Consider the following 15,640-nt stretch of genomic DNA (forward strand, 5'->3'; position numbering starts at 1 on the left):
AGCAAGCCACCCCAAGGCACATCGAGACGCTCGAGGCTGAGTTTTCTCTGCGCGTAACTCTCTACGCACTGTGCATGCCCATGCATCAGTCGCCCACAGCAACACCACGTTGCTCTAGGACTTGGCCCTAACGGCATATCGACGGTGGCTGAGCGACGGGTTTGTCTTGCGGACCTCGTCGAGCCTTTCTCGACTGATGGTCGCGAAACCGGTTCCGGAGGCATCACCAAGCTGGGCCAGTGCAATACCCATAGGATCAATGATCGCGCTATGATCAGCGCCGTTTGGTCCAGCCTGATCGGCGGCAAGCACGTAACAGGTATTTTCAATCGCTCGCGCTCTGATCAGGGTATCCCAGTGGAGTTCCTTGAGAGGGCCCGGAACCCACTGGGCCGGCATGGCAATCACATCCGCACCACCATCCATCAGCACCCGCGAAGCTTCTGGGAACCGTAGGTCGTAACAGGTTTGCAGTCCGACTCTGAAACCATCAACATTGAAGACCCTCCCACTATTGGGTTCCCCGGGAATGATCCAATCAGATTCCTTGTGGCCGAAGGCATCGTAAAGATGTACTTTTCGATAGGTTTCCTTCACGACTCCCCCATCGATCCCCACGAGCGTGTTGTAGATGCGAGTATCGGTTGCGACCTTGTTGATGCCGGCAATCAGCGCGATGCCAAGCTCTCCAGAAAGCCTCATCAAGAGGGATACAGCGGGCCCGTCAATTCTTTCAGCATTCTCAATGGATCGTTCATCCAGACTGGGCAACGTGAAGATTGAGTACTCCGGGAGTACCGCAAGGCGCGCCCCATCAGCAGCTACCGCTCGAACGGCACTCTCGATGAACTCGAGATTCTCAGCCTTGTTGTCCGATGGGCTGTACTGAATGACAGCTACTTTCATTGTCATCTCCCCATCCAATCCACTTTGCCTACGAAACTACTATCCTGCGAGAAGATTCATGTACTGAAAGCCAAGATTGCATTCGCGACAGAAAGCTGTCGGCAGAAGAAACGGGGCCACTCTGGAGACGTGTTCTCCTTCGCGGCCCCGTCTAAATCTGCACCGCCTGCTTCAATCTGAAATCACAGCAGGCGGGATGACAATCTACTCACCGTGCTTGGCGAGATCCTCCTTGAGGATCTCTCTGAGCTGTGCCACTGCCTCATCAACTGAGACCTCGGTGGATTCACCGGTTGCACGGTTGCGGATCTCGACCTTGCCATCGGCTAGTCCGCGACCAATGACCAGGCCGTAGGGAATGCCGAGGAGCTCGTAGTCCTTGAACTTCACGCCTGCGGATACCTTCGGACGATCGTCGTAGACGACCTCGAAGCCAGCATCAGACAGCTGGGAAGCGAGCTCCTCTGCCTTGCCGAAGATGTCTTCGCCCTTGCCGGTGGCGAGCACGTGCACGTGGGCGGGTGCCAGGTTGATCGGCCACACGAGACCGAGATCGTCGTGGTTCTTCTCCGCTATGGATGCGAGAACGCGGGTGACACCGATGCCGTAGGAACCCATGGTGACAACCTGGGCCTTGCCGTTCTCGTCCAACACCTTGAGATCAAGGGCTTCCGCGTACTTACGACCAAGCTGGAAGATGTGGCCGATTTCGATGCCGCGGGCGAGTTCGAGCGGGCCGGAGCCGTCGGGAGCGGGATCTCCTTCGCGGATCTCCACTGCCTCGATCGTTCCGTCCGCTTCAAAGTCACGGCCGTACACGACATTGAACTGGTGCTTATCGACTTCGTTGGCACCCGTGATCCATGCTGAGCCGCGAGCGATCCTCGGGTCGAGCAGGTAACGAACCGAACCGGAGGTGTTGCCGTCCTCGTCCGTGGTGCGGGAGGGAGAGTTCGGGCCAATGACATCGGGGCCGATGTAGCCCGCAACGAGTTCCGGATGCTTCTTCAGATCCTCGGGACCAGCAACCTCAACCTCAGCGGGAGACACGGATGCCTCGATGCGCTTGAGATCAACTTCCCTGTCACCGGGAACACCCACAACGATGATCTCGCGTTCGCCATCGGGATGGCTGAGAGCGAGAACAACGTTCTTCAGCGTATCGGCTGCCTCCCACGGGGTGTCCTTCGGGTAGCTTTCGTTCGCAAGATCCACGAGCGCGGTGATCGTGGTGGCATCGGGAGTATCGTGGACTTCCTTCGCGGGCACGTTCGAAAAGTCGAGATCCTCGGCGGGCGGGGTCGTGACGGCCTCAGCATTGGCCGCGTAGCCACCCGGGGAGCGTACGAACGTGTCCTCACCGATTGCGGTGGGGTGCAGGAACTCTTCGGACTTAGAGCCGCCCATGGCACCGGACATGGCGGAGCAGATGACGTAGTCGAGGCCGAGGCGATCAAAGATCCTCTGGTACGTGTCCCTCATGTTCTGGTACGCAACGTCCAAGCCTGCGTCCGTGACGTCGAAGGAGTACGCGTCCTTCATGATGAACTCGCGGCCACGGATAAGGCCCGCGCGGGGACGTGCCTCGTCACGGTACTTCGTCTGAATCTGGTACAAGAGGGTCGGCAGGTCCTTGTACGAGGAGTACATGTCCTTCACAAGAAGGGTGAACATTTCCTCGTGGGTGGGTGCCAGCAGGTAGTCGTTCTCGCGGCGGTCCTTGAGACGGAACAGGTTGGGTCCGTACTCGGTCCACCTTTTGCTTGCCTCGTAGGGTTCGCGGGGCAGCAGAGCCGGGAAGTGCACTTCCTGAGCGCCCGAGCGGTCCATCTCAGCCCGGACAATGTCCTCAACCTTGCGGAGCACCTTGATGCCCAGCGGGAGCCAGGAGTAAATGCCGGGTGCGGCACGGCGAATGTAGCCGGCGCGTACGAGAAGCTGGTGCGAGGCCACCTCCGCGTCAGCCGGGTTTTCACGCAGGGTTCGGACAAAGAGATTCGACATTTTCAGCACCCGCTCAGCTTACCGAAAGTTTGCCACCCCGGTCATCTCACCCCACTGCGGTGAACTGGTGAGTTAGGGCAATGTCGTACAGGCGAGTCAGAGCAGGACTGTCGCGAACTCCCCCACCTGAGTGAATCCCACGCGATCGTACACTTTGAGTGCCGCATGGTTATAGGAATTGACGTAGAGAGAAACGGTGGGAGCAATGTTCTTTCGCACGTGTTCAACGACTGCCGCCATCGCACCTGTCGCGATCCCGCTCCCCCGCAGATCCGGCGCGGTCCACACGCCCTGAATCTGAGCGACCCCGTTGTAACAGGCACCAACATCGGCCTTGAACTCAACCCGCTCGGTGCCGTCGGGCCCGATTCCGGTGCGGATGAAGCTGTGCCCCAATCGGCACAGCTCGTAGACACGGGAAATATATCCGGGACCGTATGCGGTGGGATCGTAGCCCACCTCTTCCGTGAACATCGCGACCGCGGCCGGAGCCACCATCGGAGCATCGTCGATCGTGGCCGGCCGCACCGTCGGATCCGGATCGACCGCAATGTCGCCCGCTACGAGGGATGGCTGGCTGGCGCGCACCTCAACGGGACCAAACCAGGACATGCGGAGCATCTCCCACAGATCCAACACTTCATCAGAGTTGCCGACGATCGAAGAGCTTTCCCTCGGTCGTCCGAGAACATAGTCCGCGTAGAGCAGGCGGTCGGCATGGTTGGTTCCTACAGGAACCATGTTGGCTCCGTACCAGACGGTGTTCTGAAGTTCGCCGCTCTCGACGACGCCGAGCATGCGAGAAGAACCCAGTCCGAGAGTGTCAATGTGCACGGCCGCAAGGACCGATGCGACCGGATCTTTCGACAGATGCTCAAGAACCGCGTTCTTGTAGCGCCCCGACAGCCGCGTCACCTTGCGGCCGGACGAACCCCAGAACATCAGACGATAACGTCCGGGCTAACACCTTCGGCAGATTCCAGGCCCAATTCCTCCGCGACAGCGCGAGCGCGGGTGACGAGAGCGTCAACAATCTGCTCCTCGGGAACGGTCTCGACGACCTTGCCTTTAACCAAGATCTGACCCTTGCCATTGCCGGAGGCAACACCAAGATCGGCCTCACGTGCCTCACCCGGGCCGTTCACAACGCAACCCATGACGGCAACGCGAAGCGGGAACGTCACGTCCTTGAGTCCCTCCGTCACCTTCTCGGCAAGGGTGTAGACATCAACCTGGGCACGGCCGCACGACGGGCACGACACGATCTCGAGCTGCTTGGGGCGCAGACCGAGGGAACGCAGGATCTGCTCACCCACCTTGATCTCCTCAACGGGAGGAGCGGAGAGCGACACGCGAATGGTGTCACCAATACCCTCAGCGAGGAGAGCACCGAAGGCGACGGCGGACTTGATGGTGCCCTGGAAGGCGGGACCCGCCTCAGTCACTCCTAAGTGGAGGGGCCAGTCCCCCGCCTCGGACAGAAGCTGATAGGCGCGCACCATCGTCACGGGGTCGTGGTGCTTGACTGAGATCGCGAAGTCGTGGAAGCCAGCATCCTCGAAGAGCTTCGCCTCGTTGACTGCGGACTCGACCATGGCCTCGGGCGTTGCCTTGCCGTACTTTTTCAGCAGGCGGGGATCGAGAGAACCAGCGTTGACGCCGATGCGCATGGCGGTGCCGTTGAGGTTAGCGGCCTTTGCAATCTCGGGAATCTGATCATCGAACTTCTTGATGTTGCCCGGGTTGACCCTCACGCCCATGCCAGCATCGATGGCGGCAAAGACGTAGCGGGGCTGGAAGTGAATATCGGCAACGACCGGAATGGTGGACTGCTGCGCAATGATCTTGAGCGCGTCAGCATCCTTGTCGGTCGGGCAGGCGACGCGCACAATGTCGCAACCGGCAGCGGTCAACTCGGCAATCTGCTGCAGGGTCGCACCAATGTCATGCGTCTTGGTGGTCGTCATCGACTGCACCGAAATGGGAGCATCACCCCCTACGTACACATCACCCACCTTGATCTTGCGGGTCTTCTTACGCGGGGCCAGCACGGCCGGCTCCTCATGGATACCGGGCATTCCAAGTGAAATCGGTTCAGTCACCTCACCATTATGGCACTGCAAGGCACACTGTGTACTGCATCTCTCGATCCGCTAACTCCTCAGCCGAACTAGCTGGATGGCATGCGCGAAGGCATCCTTGGAGCAAGAGAACAGAAGAACCAGCGACAACCGCTAACGATTCCAGGGGCGGATACTTGTTGGCGGAGCCATCACTGGAGAAACACTGCGCGAAGTGGCACCTTCTGAAAAGGGCAGCTCCTCATGATTTCAGGTAAAGTGCCTGACACGTCACGGAAGTAGATCATGAGTAAGTCAGTCGAAACGATTCTGCGGGAGCTCAATGCCGCACTTGGCACACTTGATTCTGTTTCCTTCAATACCATTCGCGACGCCCTAGCAACGCCACGTGGACGCTGGTTCTTCACCGGTCAAGGCAGGTCGGGGCTCGTCGCTCAGATGAGTGTCATGAGAACGATGCACCTAGGCATCGAGTCTCACGTGGTCGGTGGAGCAACGACACCGGCAATCAAGGAAGGCGACTCGCTCGTGGTTTTCTCTTCCTCAGGGGAAACCGCAGTCGCGGCTCACTTTGCCAAGACCGCACAGCGCCACGACGCAACCGTCTACGTCATCACCTCGAGCGCAACGTCAAGCCTCGCGAGAATTGCAGATGAGATGATCGTGATCGATCTGCCAGGGTCGGTTCAGTTCGGAGGTTCTCTGTTCGAGCAATCCGCACTCATCCTGTGGGACAGCCTCATTCTCTCCATCATCCAAGGCGATGACAGCAAGTACGAAGACATGGCGAACCGCCACGCCAACCTTCAATAGGAGTTAGTCCCGCATCGACGAACTGCGCAGGTAGCGAACTGTTAGTTCCCGAAGAATCGGGAGAAGATGCCGGGGCGACCAACATCCGGGCCGTCGTGACCTTCGCACCACTGGGTCGCGGGCACCTGAGCCTTGACCTGGTCGATGTGCTCACCGCATCCTGCCCAGGTGGTCTTTCCGCATGTCTTGCACGCAACTGGTCGACACATAATTGTTCTCCTTCAGATTTCTGATTTCTACTTTTTGGAAGTGTTTTCTTTTTGGCGCCCGCGGAGGCACCGATTACGCGAGTGCGAGGAAGAGCTTCTCCAGCTCCTGGGTTGTGACTCCGTCGTTTTCTTCTGCCGCTTCGGGATCTTCGATGCAGTTCTCCATGGCGTTGGAGATGACAAGGAAACCTGCACGGTTGAGCGCGTGGGTGACGGCCGCCAGCTGCGTGATGACGTCACGGCACGACCCTCCCTCGTCGACTGCGTTGATGACGGCATCGAGCTGACCCCGTGCCCTCTTCAACCGATTGAGGATCTTCTTCTGAGCCTCAGCGTCGTTCATGTCCATGACCATTCCTTCCCTGGCTCAGTGATCCGAGCATTGTCATTCATTCTTCTCATCCTTAGCACCGAAGGTGAACGCGGCTCCGGGTGCCACGCACACCCCACAACTTGAGCATCGTCCCGTTGCTGCGAGCCGTACGGCCATGACCGCGCTCATCCCCGCAACCAGAGCCAGGATCACGCTGTCTCCTAGGAACTCGATTGCAGTAACGATGAGGATGATGGCGATGAGGCCGGCCGCCACGCGCTGTCCCACCGAGATCTTTCCAAAGGAACTACGGGATCTCAGGTGCTTCCCAATCCCTATCGAGGTCCCATCCGCCTCGGGCGAAGCGAAGTGACTGATGGTTCGCAGGCTGGAGTCGGGGGGTGACACTGATGCCTTGGGAATTGCTTCGTCGAAAGCCATGGGACTACTAACTACCCGTTGCCGTCGCACCATTCACGAGCAGCGCCTCCGCCCTGTCCCCCAAAACTGCGCGAAGCGTGATCATGCCTCCCGAGAGGGATGCTGAGTCGATGCCGGCCTGATCAAGAATGCGATGGGCGATTGCGGATCGGACGCCAGATGCGCACATAACTCGCACCGGCCGGTCACCCGCCGCCTCCCGCACCTCGTCCATGCGTTCGCGCAGTTGCGTGTGGGGAATGTGGAGCGCTCCGGGAACCATTCCGGTTGCCACTTCCGCATCGCCCCTCGTGTCGAGGATGAGGGAGGAGTCTCGCACGCTGTCGAGATCCTCCGCGTACCAAAGCTTGAGGGTGCCATCGAGAACGTTGCTTCCGACCATCCCCGCAAGGTTGATGGCGTCCTTTGCCTGACCGTAGGGCGGCGAGTAGCTGAGATCCAGGTCGATGAGCTCGTCAATGACCATGCCGGTACGGACTGCGGTCGCAAGAACATCGATCCTCTTGTCAACGCCACTAGCACCGACGGCCTGAGCGCCAAGGATCAAGCCATCGCCTTCTCGCACGTGAACAACGAGGTGGATCTGCGAGGCCCCAGGGAAGTATCCGGCATGATCAAGAGGATGAAGATGGAGCGTGTGGAAGCCAATCCCGGCAGTAGTGAGAGATTCCCGGTTTGCTCCGGTCATGGCCACAGTCAGCTCACCAACACGCACGATCGCAGTACCGAGTGGCTCGGGAATCGGATGCCCCTCACCCCTCATCAGCACATCGGCAACGAGCCTCCCCGCCCTGTTAGCGGGTCCCGCGAGCGCCACTGGTCTGCGCACACCCGTGACTGGGTCGGTGCTGACCGTGGCGTCACCAACCGCGTATATGTTGGGGACCGATGTTCGCCCGTACTCGTCAACAACGATGGCGCCACGTTCGAGCTCCACGCCGCTGCCATCAAGGAACGCCGTATTTGGCCTGACCCCAACAGACAGCACGATGACATCTGCCTCGATCTTGGCGCCGTCGGAGAGGACCACCGTTTCCGCACTGACGCCGGGAAGAATCTCCGTGGCGGCAACTCCCGTTCTCACGTCCAATCCGAGACGCACAAGCTCCTGTTCAACGAAGTGGGCCTGTTCGTAGTCAAGGGTTGGGAGAACGTGGGGTGCCAGCTCAACAATTGTCGTTTCCAGGCCCTCCCGCGCTAACACCTCTGCGGTCTCCAGGCCAATGAAGCCAGCGCCAAGGACAACGGCACGCCTGACACCCGTCTCGACAATGTCTCTGATCGTCAGAGCATCATCGACGCTACGAAGAGTGTGGAGGCGAGTGGATTCCTCAAGACCCGGAATGTCTGGTCGAACGGCTTTGGCTCCGGGGGAAAGAACGAGATAGTCGTACGCGAGCGTCTCCTCTCCCGCTTCCGTCCACAGGGTCACCTCCTTGGCCGATGCATCGACGCTGGTGACCTCGTGCCCGGTCCTCACATCAAGATTCAAGGAAGCGGCAAGGGACTCGGGGGTCTGCACAAGAAGCTTGCTCCTATCGGTGATCTCGCCACCGACATAGTACGGCAGACCGCAGTTCGCGTACGACACATAGGGGCCACGCTCGAGCACGATAATCTCGGCCGATTCATTCAACCTGCGGGCACGGGCCGCAAAGCTCATGCCACCAGCAACTCCACCGACAACGACAACTCTCATGGAACCTCTCCGTTCACGTGACTGGGAACCGTATACCCCACGGGGTATATGTTCACTGAAATGAGAATATACCCTCGGGGGTATACGTGTCAATGGGTGCGATGAAAACGATGGGAGGGGTGACAGAATATCTGTCACCCCTCCCCTGCTGGACTTGCCGCAGCGTGTGTTTCGTCCAGCGCCTAGCCGGTCGCAACCAGTTTCAAACACCGACCATGTGGTCTTACCTCACCTTCTCAACCTGTACGAGGTTGGTGTGCTGAGGATTGCCCTTCGACAGCGGTGAAGCCTTGATGCGCGTGAGAGTGTTGACACAGCCGCCCTTATCGACATCACCATCGGGCTTGTACCAGGCACCCTGGGGCACGGAGAGCACGCCGGGCATGATTCTCGGCGTCACGAAGGCGGGTAGCTCGATGCGACCGCGGTCGTTGAACACGTGAACCATGTCCTCGCTCTTGATGCCGCGTTCCTCCGCATCCTTCTGGCTGATCCACACCTTCTGCGGGTGTGCTTCCACAGTCCAGTCCACAGATGCGTAGCTGGAGTGGGTCCTACCCTTGTAGTGGTGACCAATGAGCTGGAGCGGATACTTCTCGTTGGTGCGTGCCTCCTCGGCGGATTCCCACGTCTTGACGTACTCGGGAAGCGGAATCAGGAGGTCGCCCGGTTCCGCATCGGGGAACTCCCATTCCTTCGCCATGTCCGCCAACTGTTGCGAGTAGATCTCGATCTTGCCCGAGGGCGTCTCGAGAGGGTTGGCTTCGGGATCCTCACGGAACGCCTTCTGTGCGACGTCGGTGCCGTTCGGGTTCGATACACGGAAGACGCCACGTTCGTGGAACTCCTCCTCGGTCCACAGGTCCGGAACCTCCTTGCGTGTTTCGTCGATGAGGAACGAACGCCACTCGCTCTGCGTGCGGCCCTCCGCGAACTCATCCTTGATTCCGTACTTCTCAGCAATCAGAGTGCACATGTCGTAGTGAGACTTTGCCTCGTAGAGAGGATCGATAGCCTGGTCAACCATGATCGCGTAGGTCGTGTCACCCGCGTACTCAGAGGCAATGAAGTCATCCTCTTCGGCGTTGGTCGTGCCGGGCAGGACCAGGTCCGAGTGCAGGGCTGATGCCGTCATGTGGTTGTCGACGGTCACGATGAACTCGCACTTGGATTCATCCCTCAGAATGTCTCGGGTCTAGTTGAGATCCGAGTGCTGATTGAGCGAGATGTTGCCGGCGACATTGACCAACATCTTGAAGTTCGATTCGAGGCTCTCCCTCCCCTGCACACCGTCCTTCACGTCCGTCAGTTCCGTGCCGTGGTCGATGGCCTCGGTCCACTTGAAGGACGGGATCATTGTTGTCACAGGGTTCTCGAACGGGAGCCTCGCAAGCGGGAACCACAGGGTGCCTTCGCGAGAACCATTGGAGCCACCGTGGATGCCGACGTTCCCGGTCATGAGAGGCAGCACCATGACCGCACGGCAGCCGTACTCGCCATTCGCCTGCCGTTGGATGCCCCAGCCCTGGAAGATCGCGCACGGCTTTGCCGTACCGATCTCGCGGGCGAGCTGACGGATCTTCTGAACGGGGATGCCGGTGATGTCGGAGGCCCACTCGGGGGTCTTCGGAGTACCGTCAGGACCATCGCCCTCAACATAGGCTCGGTAGGAGGCGTTCTTTGGCGCCCCCTCCGGCATGTGGTCCTCGTCGAAGCCAATGCAGTACTTGCCGAGGAACTCCTGGTCGTGCAGGTCCTCCTCGATAAGAACGTAGGCGATCGCGGCAACGAGAGCGGCGTCGGTGCCGGGGCGGATCGGGATCCACTCATCGGCCGTGTTGACCGCGGTCTCTGAGTAGCGAGGATCGATGACGATCGTGCGGACACCGTGGTCCTTGCGTGTCTTGAGAGCGCTCCACATGTCGTTGCCGCCCGACATGCGGGTCTCAACCGGGTTGTCACCCCAGTACACGACGAGCTTCGAATGCTCGGTGTCGGCAATGGTGTTCGACTCGAAACGGGCACCGTACATGAACGGCATGGAGCGCGTGATCTGTGAGGTCGAGTACGAGCCGTACCAACCAACGTAACCACCCATCAGGGAAAGGAGCCTGCCCCAGGCGCGGTTCGTGATGTTGCCACCCGTCACGCCGGAGGCGTACTGGTTGTAGATGGCTTCCTGGCCGTAGGTGTCGACGATGCGGCGGTGTTCCGACACGAACAGTTCAGCAGCCTCGTCCCACGAGATCTCTTCCCACTCACCATCGCCGCGGCGGGTCCCTTCCTTGCGCTTGAGTGGCTTCTTCAGGCGGTCCGGGTTGTACACGCGACGCCTGAGCGGCCGCGCACGCACGGGCGCAACTGAGGTTCGGTCAGTTCATTGGAGCCGATGTTGTCGGGGAGCTCGCGGACGATCGTGCCGTCCTTGACCTGGAACCGTAGCGCACATCGCGAACCGCAGTTTACGAGGCACGAGCTCCACACCGTCTTATCTACGCCTTCCATGCCGTCGACATCGACTGCCGATGCAGTCGTTGGCATGCCGAGGTGCTGCGTCGTTGCGAGCAGGCCAACTGCGCCCGCGGAGACACCCGACCACTGAAGGAAGCGCCTGCGCGAGAGGCCGAAGGTCGGCTTCTCCCGGGTCTCCTATTCTCCTGCATCGTCTGAGTCATCTTCGCGCCTTTCGTAACATGCGGGCCGTCTACACCGGACCGGTCTACGAGTGCACCATATGACCGAAAGAAACCAAGTTCCTTAGTACCAAGGTCCCTTTCAGCGGACTATCAATGAATACTCAGGATCCCAGAAAAGCCACACAGTTATAACTCTATAAGCGTTCCTTATGACTCAAAGTACGAATGCCCAATTGCTTGCGTGGCCTGTCGATCGAGTGGCAAATAAGTCGTGAGGCTAGTAGATCAAGTGGCTAATTGATCGAATGGCTAATAGATCGTGACCGGGTTCGCGATGTCGACGACGACGAGGATGACGGTCATGACGACAAACGCGAGGGCAACGCCGTAGCTCAGCGGCATGAGCCGTGCCGTGTCTGCGGGGCCAGGATGCGGCTTGCCGCGGAGCTTTGCCCACTGCCTGCGCACGCCCTCGTAGATCGCGCCAGCGATGTGCCCACCATCCAACGGGAGGAGCGGGAGCATGTTGAAGGCGAAGAGCGAGATGTTGAGGGCAACAAGTAGGTTGAGGAGGTCGGCGGACTTCTCAAGGCCCGAGTAACCGTCGATGTCGGATCCGGTGATCTGGCCCGCCACCTGGGCGACGCCGATGATGCCGACGATGCCGGTTTGGTCGCGCTCCTGACCGGTGACGAAATCTGAGGTCAGGTTCCACAGTTGTTGCGGCAGGCGCACGATGATGCCGGCCGTCTGCCACAGCATGTTGCCGATGTACCCGGGCACCTCGGCAATCGGCTGGCGCTCGAGACCGATCGATGGTGAGATCCCCACGAACGGGACCGTGTGCATGACCGGTTCGCCGTTCTCGAGAACGGCGTTACCGTTCTCATTCACCATCGGCCTCTCCTGCATCACCGGCGTCACGGTCACGGTCTGGGTTTGACCGTCGCATTCGATGACGACCTCGGTGGGGCTGGCCTGCCCGCCGGCGATGGTCTGCTGGACGTCGTTCCAGTCCTCAGTCTCGACCCCACCCCAGGAGATGATCGTGTCGCCCGGTTGTAGCCCTGCCGAGTAGGCGGGTCCTGCCAGGTCCTCGTCCGTGCACTCGGTTGAGCTGACGCACTCCGCGACCGTTCCGACCTGGGCGAGCATGGTAGGTGCGCCGATGCCGACAAGCAGAACAGTGGCAAGAACAAGGGCGATGATGAGGTTGACGAAGGGGCCGCCGAACATGACGATGAGCTTCTTGGGGGCTGAGAGCCGATAGAAGGCGTGCTCCTCCTCCCCCGGCTCGATCTGTTCGGCTGAGACCTGGCGTGCCTCCTCAGCAAGGGTGAGCTGCCCCTTGCGGTTGTAGATCGTGCGGCCTTCCCTGCCCGGGGCGTACATGCCGGACAGGGTGACGAAGCCGCCCAGGGGAATGGCCTTGACCCCGTACTCGGTTCCACGAATCGTCTTGGAGAACAGGGTCGGGCCGAATCCGATGAAGTACTTCGGTACCTTCACCCCGAAGAGTTTGGCCGGTATCAGGTGACCAAGCTCGTGAAGTGCGATGGCAACGATGATTCCAATGAAGAGAACGAGGAACCCGGTGATGCTCAAGCGGCGATCTCCCCTGCCCTGCGGCGTGCCCACTCTTCCGTGTCGGCAACCGTGTCGATGGTGATGGTGGATGGTGAATCAAACTCGTCAAGGACCCGGGACACGAGATCCGTGATCGAGAGGTACTCGATCTGCCCCTTGAGGAAGGCGTCGACTGCGACCTCGTTGGCGGCGTTGAGGACTGCGGGATGGAGCGGGCCCGCCGCGAGCGCACCCTGCGCCATGCGCAGCGCCGGAAAGGTCTCGTGGTCGACCGGCTCAAAGGTCCACTGCACGGGCGAATCCCACGCGCAGGGCGTGGCGATACCATCGAGCCGTTCCGGCCACGTGAGCCCGAGTGCGATCGGGAGCCTCATGTCGGGCGGTGAGGCCTGAGCAAGGGTGGAGCCGTCGATGAACTCGACCATGGAGTGGATGACGGACTGGGGATGCACGACCGGGACGATGTCGCCGGGCGCGATGTCGAAGAGCAGGGAGGCCTCGATGAGCTCGAGTCCCTTGTTCATGAGGGTGGAGGAGTTGATGGTAACGACGGGCCCCATGGCCCACGTCGGGTGCTTGAGAGCGGCCTCCGCGGTCACGTCCTTCAGTTGGTCGCGTGTCTTGCCGCGGAAGGGACCGCCCGAGGCGGTGAGGATCAGTCTCTTGACCTCGCTGTGTCCGGTCAGGACCGGTGAGGTGAGGCCCTTTTCGTGCCGGCCACCAAGAAGCGCCTGAGCGATCGCGGAGTGTTCGGAGTCGACGGGCACGATCTGCCCGGGGCGCACCATTGCGTCCTTGACGAGGCTACCGCCCGCGACCATCGATTCCTTGTTCGCGAGCGCAAGGGTCGCGCCCGACTTCAGTGCCGCGAGAGTGGGTTTGAGGCCAATGGAACCGGTGATCCCGTTGAGCACGGTGCCGTCCGGGACGAGGGAGGCAAGTTCCGTGGACGCGTCCGGGCCGGACACGATCTCGGCACTGGAGCCAGCATCCTTCAGTGCGCGTGCAAGCTCATCGGTTCGTGCGGAGTCGGCGATCGCGACTGTCAGGACATTGAACTGAGCCGCCTGATGTGCGAGCAGGTCGAGGTTGCCGCCACCTGCCGAGAGCCCGCGCACGGTGAACCGCTCGTGCCTGCGGACGACGTCGAGGGCTTGTGTGCCGATGGATCCCGTGGATCCCAGGATGACGACGCTGCTCATTCGACTGCCTGGAGGACTGAGCTGGCGCGATCGAGGTAAACATCGACGACCGACATGTCGTAGCTGCTGCCCTTGCCCTTGAGGGTGAAGGTGGCGGATGCGACATCAGTCGCGGTCAGTTCTGCCTGACCGTCGAAGTACTTGGCGAGCCTATCGAGGAGGTCGTCCACCTCGGATCGCTGGTAGCCCTTGCCCTTCTCGGGGGCGCGGAAGCGTTCGCCCCGGGGCCTGTTCAGTCGCGGGTAGAGGGATGCGGCGGAGTCGTAGGCTTTGGAGAGCCACTCCTTGGTTCCTAACGTTGCGACGACCTGGGCGCGCTGGCGCTGCCAGCACGCCTGCTCGAGTCGTTCCAATGCCTGATCGACATCGTCAGTACGATATCCGGAGAACACTAGGGGGAAGGTGACGGTGCGGATGCGCTCAACCTCAAGTTCCTCCGGAAGCTCGTCCTGCTGATAGAGCTCACGAGCCTCCGAGAAGAATGTGTCGACCGCGTCCTTGTCGTATCCCCTACGTAACGTTCCGGACGTCGTAAAGGTTGCCACTTATGCCTGACCCTTCTGGGCAACCAACTCCGCAGCCAACTGCCCACACGCACCATCGATATCCGAGCCACGAGTGTCTCGAATGGTTGTCTGAATCCCATTATCGCGCAGTGTCTGCACAAAGGTGTCCTGCGAGCGTCGTGTCGAGGAAGTCCAGATCGATCCGGGAGTGGGGTTGAGCGGGATGGGGTTCACGTGAGCCCATCCCTTACCGCGCTTGTTCAGCTCATCGGCAAGGGCCTGTGCGCGCCACTGGTGGTCGTTCATGTCCTTGATGAGGGCGTACTCGATGGAGACTCGCCGACCGGTCTTGACGAAGTACTCACGGGCGGCGTCGAGGAGTTCCTTGACCTTGAAGCGGGAGTTGATCGGGATGAGGTCGTCGCGCAGATCATCGTCCGGTGCGTGCAGGGAGACCGCGAGGGTCACGGGCAGTCCGAGGTCACCGAGCTTGTTGATGCCGGGAACGAGACCCACGGTGGAAACCGTGACGCCACGTGCCGACATGCCGAACCCAGAGGGTGCCGGATCGCAGATGCGGTGAAGGGAGTTGAAGACGGCCTTGAAGTTGACCATCGGTTCGCCCATGCCCATGAACACGATGTTTGTGAGCTTGACCTTCTCGCCAAGGTCGCCGCGCTCGCACGCGATGTGCGCCTGGCGGATCTGCTCCATGATCTCCGCCGTGGAGAGGTTGCGGGTGAAACCCTGTTGGCCCGTGGCGCAGAACGGACACGCCATGCCGCAACCTGCCTGCGAGGACACGCAGAGGGTGGCGCGGTCCGGGTACTTCATGAGCACCGACTCAACCATGGCACCGTCGTACATCTTCCACAGCGACTTGATGGTGGAACCGCCGTCGGCCTCGAGGTCACGTACCTTCTCCAGGAGCGGCGGGAACAGCACCTCGCCGAGGCGCTCACGGTCCGCCGCGGGCAGGTCCGTCATGGTCGACGTGTCGGCGTTGCGATGCACGTAGTACTGGCGGGCAATCTGGTCCATGCGGAAACCGGGGATCTCCAGTTCCTCTGCAAGTTCCTTGCGTTCGTCGACGGAAAGGTCGGCGAAGTGGCGGGGCGGCTTGCCTCGACGCTGCGCGGTAAACGTCAGAACGGGGCGGGGTCCGGACTCGACTGCAGGCCTGACCTGGCGGGGCTTTGAGTTATTCACCGCCCTAGTCTCTCAAATGAGGCTGGAAGTTAAC

At 60.5% G+C, this 15,640-nt stretch carries 16 protein-coding genes; 1 reads left to right on the forward strand and 15 read right to left on the reverse strand.

All coding sequences use genetic code 11. The features are described 5' to 3' along the window. Positions 1-114: 114 nt before the first annotated feature. The 4 genes from QMB98_RS09385 to ispG form a co-directional block, all read right to left on the reverse strand. On the reverse strand, positions 115-906 hold the full coding sequence (locus QMB98_RS09385; RefSeq protein ID WP_371685481.1) for a carbon-nitrogen hydrolase family protein: 792 nt from the start codon (positions 904-906) through the stop codon (positions 115-117). A gap of 204 nt (positions 907-1,110) precedes the next feature. Then, positions 1,111-2,910 carry a proline--tRNA ligase gene (locus tag QMB98_RS09390; RefSeq protein ID WP_371685482.1) on the reverse strand — a complete coding sequence of 600 codons (1,800 nt, stop codon included), beginning with the start codon at positions 2,908-2,910 and terminating at the stop codon, positions 1,111-1,113. A gap of 96 nt (positions 2,911-3,006) precedes the next feature. Further along, on the reverse strand, positions 3,007-3,852 hold the full coding sequence (locus QMB98_RS09395; RefSeq protein ID WP_371685483.1) for a GNAT family N-acetyltransferase: 846 nt from the start codon (positions 3,850-3,852) through the stop codon (positions 3,007-3,009). Further along, entirely contained in the window at positions 3,852-4,988 is a 1,137-nt protein-coding gene (ispG, locus tag QMB98_RS09400; protein WP_371685516.1) for a flavodoxin-dependent (E)-4-hydroxy-3-methylbut-2-enyl-diphosphate synthase, read from the reverse strand. The genes QMB98_RS09395 and ispG overlap by 1 nt, the downstream gene beginning before the upstream one ends. A gap of 288 nt (positions 4,989-5,276) precedes the next feature. Here ispG and QMB98_RS09405 point away from each other — a divergent pair, with 288 nt between their 5' ends. Next, entirely contained in the window at positions 5,277-5,804 is a 528-nt protein-coding gene (locus tag QMB98_RS09405; protein ID WP_371685485.1) for an SIS domain-containing protein, read from the forward strand. A gap of 41 nt (positions 5,805-5,845) precedes the next feature. On the opposite strand, the gene QMB98_RS09410 is transcribed toward QMB98_RS09405, so the two are convergent. From QMB98_RS09410 to rlmN, 11 genes are all read right to left on the reverse strand, one after another. Then, on the reverse strand, positions 5,846-6,013 hold the full coding sequence (locus QMB98_RS09410) for a hypothetical protein (protein ID WP_371685486.1): 168 nt from the start codon (positions 6,011-6,013) through the stop codon (positions 5,846-5,848). A gap of 73 nt (positions 6,014-6,086) precedes the next feature. Beyond that, positions 6,087-6,362: a metal-sensitive transcriptional regulator gene (locus QMB98_RS09415; RefSeq protein WP_371685487.1), complete on the reverse strand. Its 276-nt coding sequence runs from the start codon at positions 6,360-6,362 to the stop codon at positions 6,087-6,089. A 36-nt stretch (positions 6,363-6,398) separates the two neighbouring features. Beyond that, complete coding sequence (locus QMB98_RS09420; RefSeq protein ID WP_371685488.1) at positions 6,399-6,614, reverse strand: hypothetical protein; 216 nt, start codon at positions 6,612-6,614, stop codon at positions 6,399-6,401. A gap of 160 nt (positions 6,615-6,774) precedes the next feature. Then, positions 6,775-8,466: an FAD-dependent oxidoreductase gene (locus QMB98_RS09425; protein WP_371685489.1), complete on the reverse strand. Its 1,692-nt coding sequence runs from the start codon at positions 8,464-8,466 to the stop codon at positions 6,775-6,777. Between the two features lie 223 nt (positions 8,467-8,689). Continuing rightward, positions 8,690-9,601 carry a molybdopterin dinucleotide binding domain-containing protein gene (locus QMB98_RS09430; RefSeq protein ID WP_371685490.1) on the reverse strand — a complete coding sequence of 304 codons (912 nt, stop codon included), beginning with the start codon at positions 9,599-9,601 and terminating at the stop codon, positions 8,690-8,692. A 60-nt stretch (positions 9,602-9,661) separates the two neighbouring features. Then, positions 9,662-10,792, reverse strand: a complete 1,131-nt coding sequence (locus QMB98_RS09435; RefSeq protein ID WP_371685491.1) for a molybdopterin-dependent oxidoreductase — start codon at positions 10,790-10,792, stop codon at positions 9,662-9,664. Continuing rightward, complete coding sequence (locus QMB98_RS09440) at positions 10,771-11,007, reverse strand: hypothetical protein (RefSeq protein WP_371685492.1); 237 nt, start codon at positions 11,005-11,007, stop codon at positions 10,771-10,773. The genes QMB98_RS09435 and QMB98_RS09440 overlap by 22 nt, the downstream gene beginning before the upstream one ends. A gap of 404 nt (positions 11,008-11,411) precedes the next feature. After that, complete coding sequence (locus QMB98_RS09445) at positions 11,412-12,740, reverse strand: RIP metalloprotease (protein WP_371685493.1); 1,329 nt, start codon at positions 12,738-12,740, stop codon at positions 11,412-11,414. Continuing rightward, entirely contained in the window at positions 12,704-13,891 is a 1,188-nt protein-coding gene (gene dxr / locus QMB98_RS09450) for a 1-deoxy-D-xylulose-5-phosphate reductoisomerase (RefSeq protein WP_371685494.1), read from the reverse strand. Before dxr ends, QMB98_RS09445 begins: the two co-directional genes overlap by 37 nt. Further along, complete coding sequence (locus QMB98_RS09455; RefSeq protein WP_371685495.1) at positions 13,888-14,436, reverse strand: DivIVA domain-containing protein; 549 nt, start codon at positions 14,434-14,436, stop codon at positions 13,888-13,890. The genes dxr and QMB98_RS09455 overlap by 4 nt, the downstream gene beginning before the upstream one ends. Continuing rightward, positions 14,437-15,606 (reverse strand): 23S rRNA (adenine(2503)-C(2))-methyltransferase RlmN, encoded by a 1,170-nt coding sequence (rlmN, locus tag QMB98_RS09460; protein WP_371685497.1) that lies wholly within the window; start codon positions 15,604-15,606, stop codon positions 14,437-14,439. It lies immediately after the preceding gene. Positions 15,607-15,640 lie beyond the last annotated feature (34 nt).

It is taken from the genome of Flaviflexus sp. (assembly GCF_041440645.1).
In the GTDB taxonomy this organism is placed as follows: domain Bacteria; phylum Actinomycetota; class Actinomycetes; order Actinomycetales; family Actinomycetaceae; genus Flaviflexus.

Coding starts and splice junctions, on each gene's coding strand:
- QMB98_RS09415 (WP_371685487.1), bottom strand. CDS start 6,362: ATGGACATGAACGACGCTGAGGCTCAGAAGAAGATCCTCAATCGGTTG.
- QMB98_RS09385 (WP_371685481.1), bottom strand. CDS start 906: ATGAAAGTAGCTGTCATTCAGTACAGCCCATCGGACAACAAGGCTGAG.
- QMB98_RS09410 (WP_371685486.1), bottom strand. CDS start 6,013: ATGTGTCGACCAGTTGCGTGCAAGACATGCGGAAAGACCACCTGGGCA.
- QMB98_RS09405 (WP_371685485.1), top strand. CDS start 5,277: ATGAGTAAGTCAGTCGAAACGATTCTGCGGGAGCTCAATGCCGCACTT.
- ispG (WP_371685516.1), bottom strand. CDS start 4,988: ATGCCCGGTATCCATGAGGAGCCGGCCGTGCTGGCCCCGCGTAAGAAG.
- QMB98_RS09425 (WP_371685489.1), bottom strand. CDS start 8,466: ATGAGAGTTGTCGTTGTCGGTGGAGTTGCTGGTGGCATGAGCTTTGCG.
- dxr (WP_371685494.1), bottom strand. CDS start 13,891: ATGAGCAGCGTCGTCATCCTGGGATCCACGGGATCCATCGGCACACAA.
- QMB98_RS09390 (WP_371685482.1), bottom strand. CDS start 2,910: ATGTCGAATCTCTTTGTCCGAACCCTGCGTGAAAACCCGGCTGACGCG.
- QMB98_RS09430 (WP_371685490.1), bottom strand. CDS start 9,601: ATGACGGCATCAGCCCTGCACTCGGACCTGGTCCTGCCCGGCACGACC.
- QMB98_RS09395 (WP_371685483.1), bottom strand. CDS start 3,852: ATGTTCTGGGGTTCGTCCGGCCGCAAGGTGACGCGGCTGTCGGGGCGC.
- QMB98_RS09440 (WP_371685492.1), bottom strand. CDS start 11,007: ATGCCAACGACTGCATCGGCAGTCGATGTCGACGGCATGGAAGGCGTA.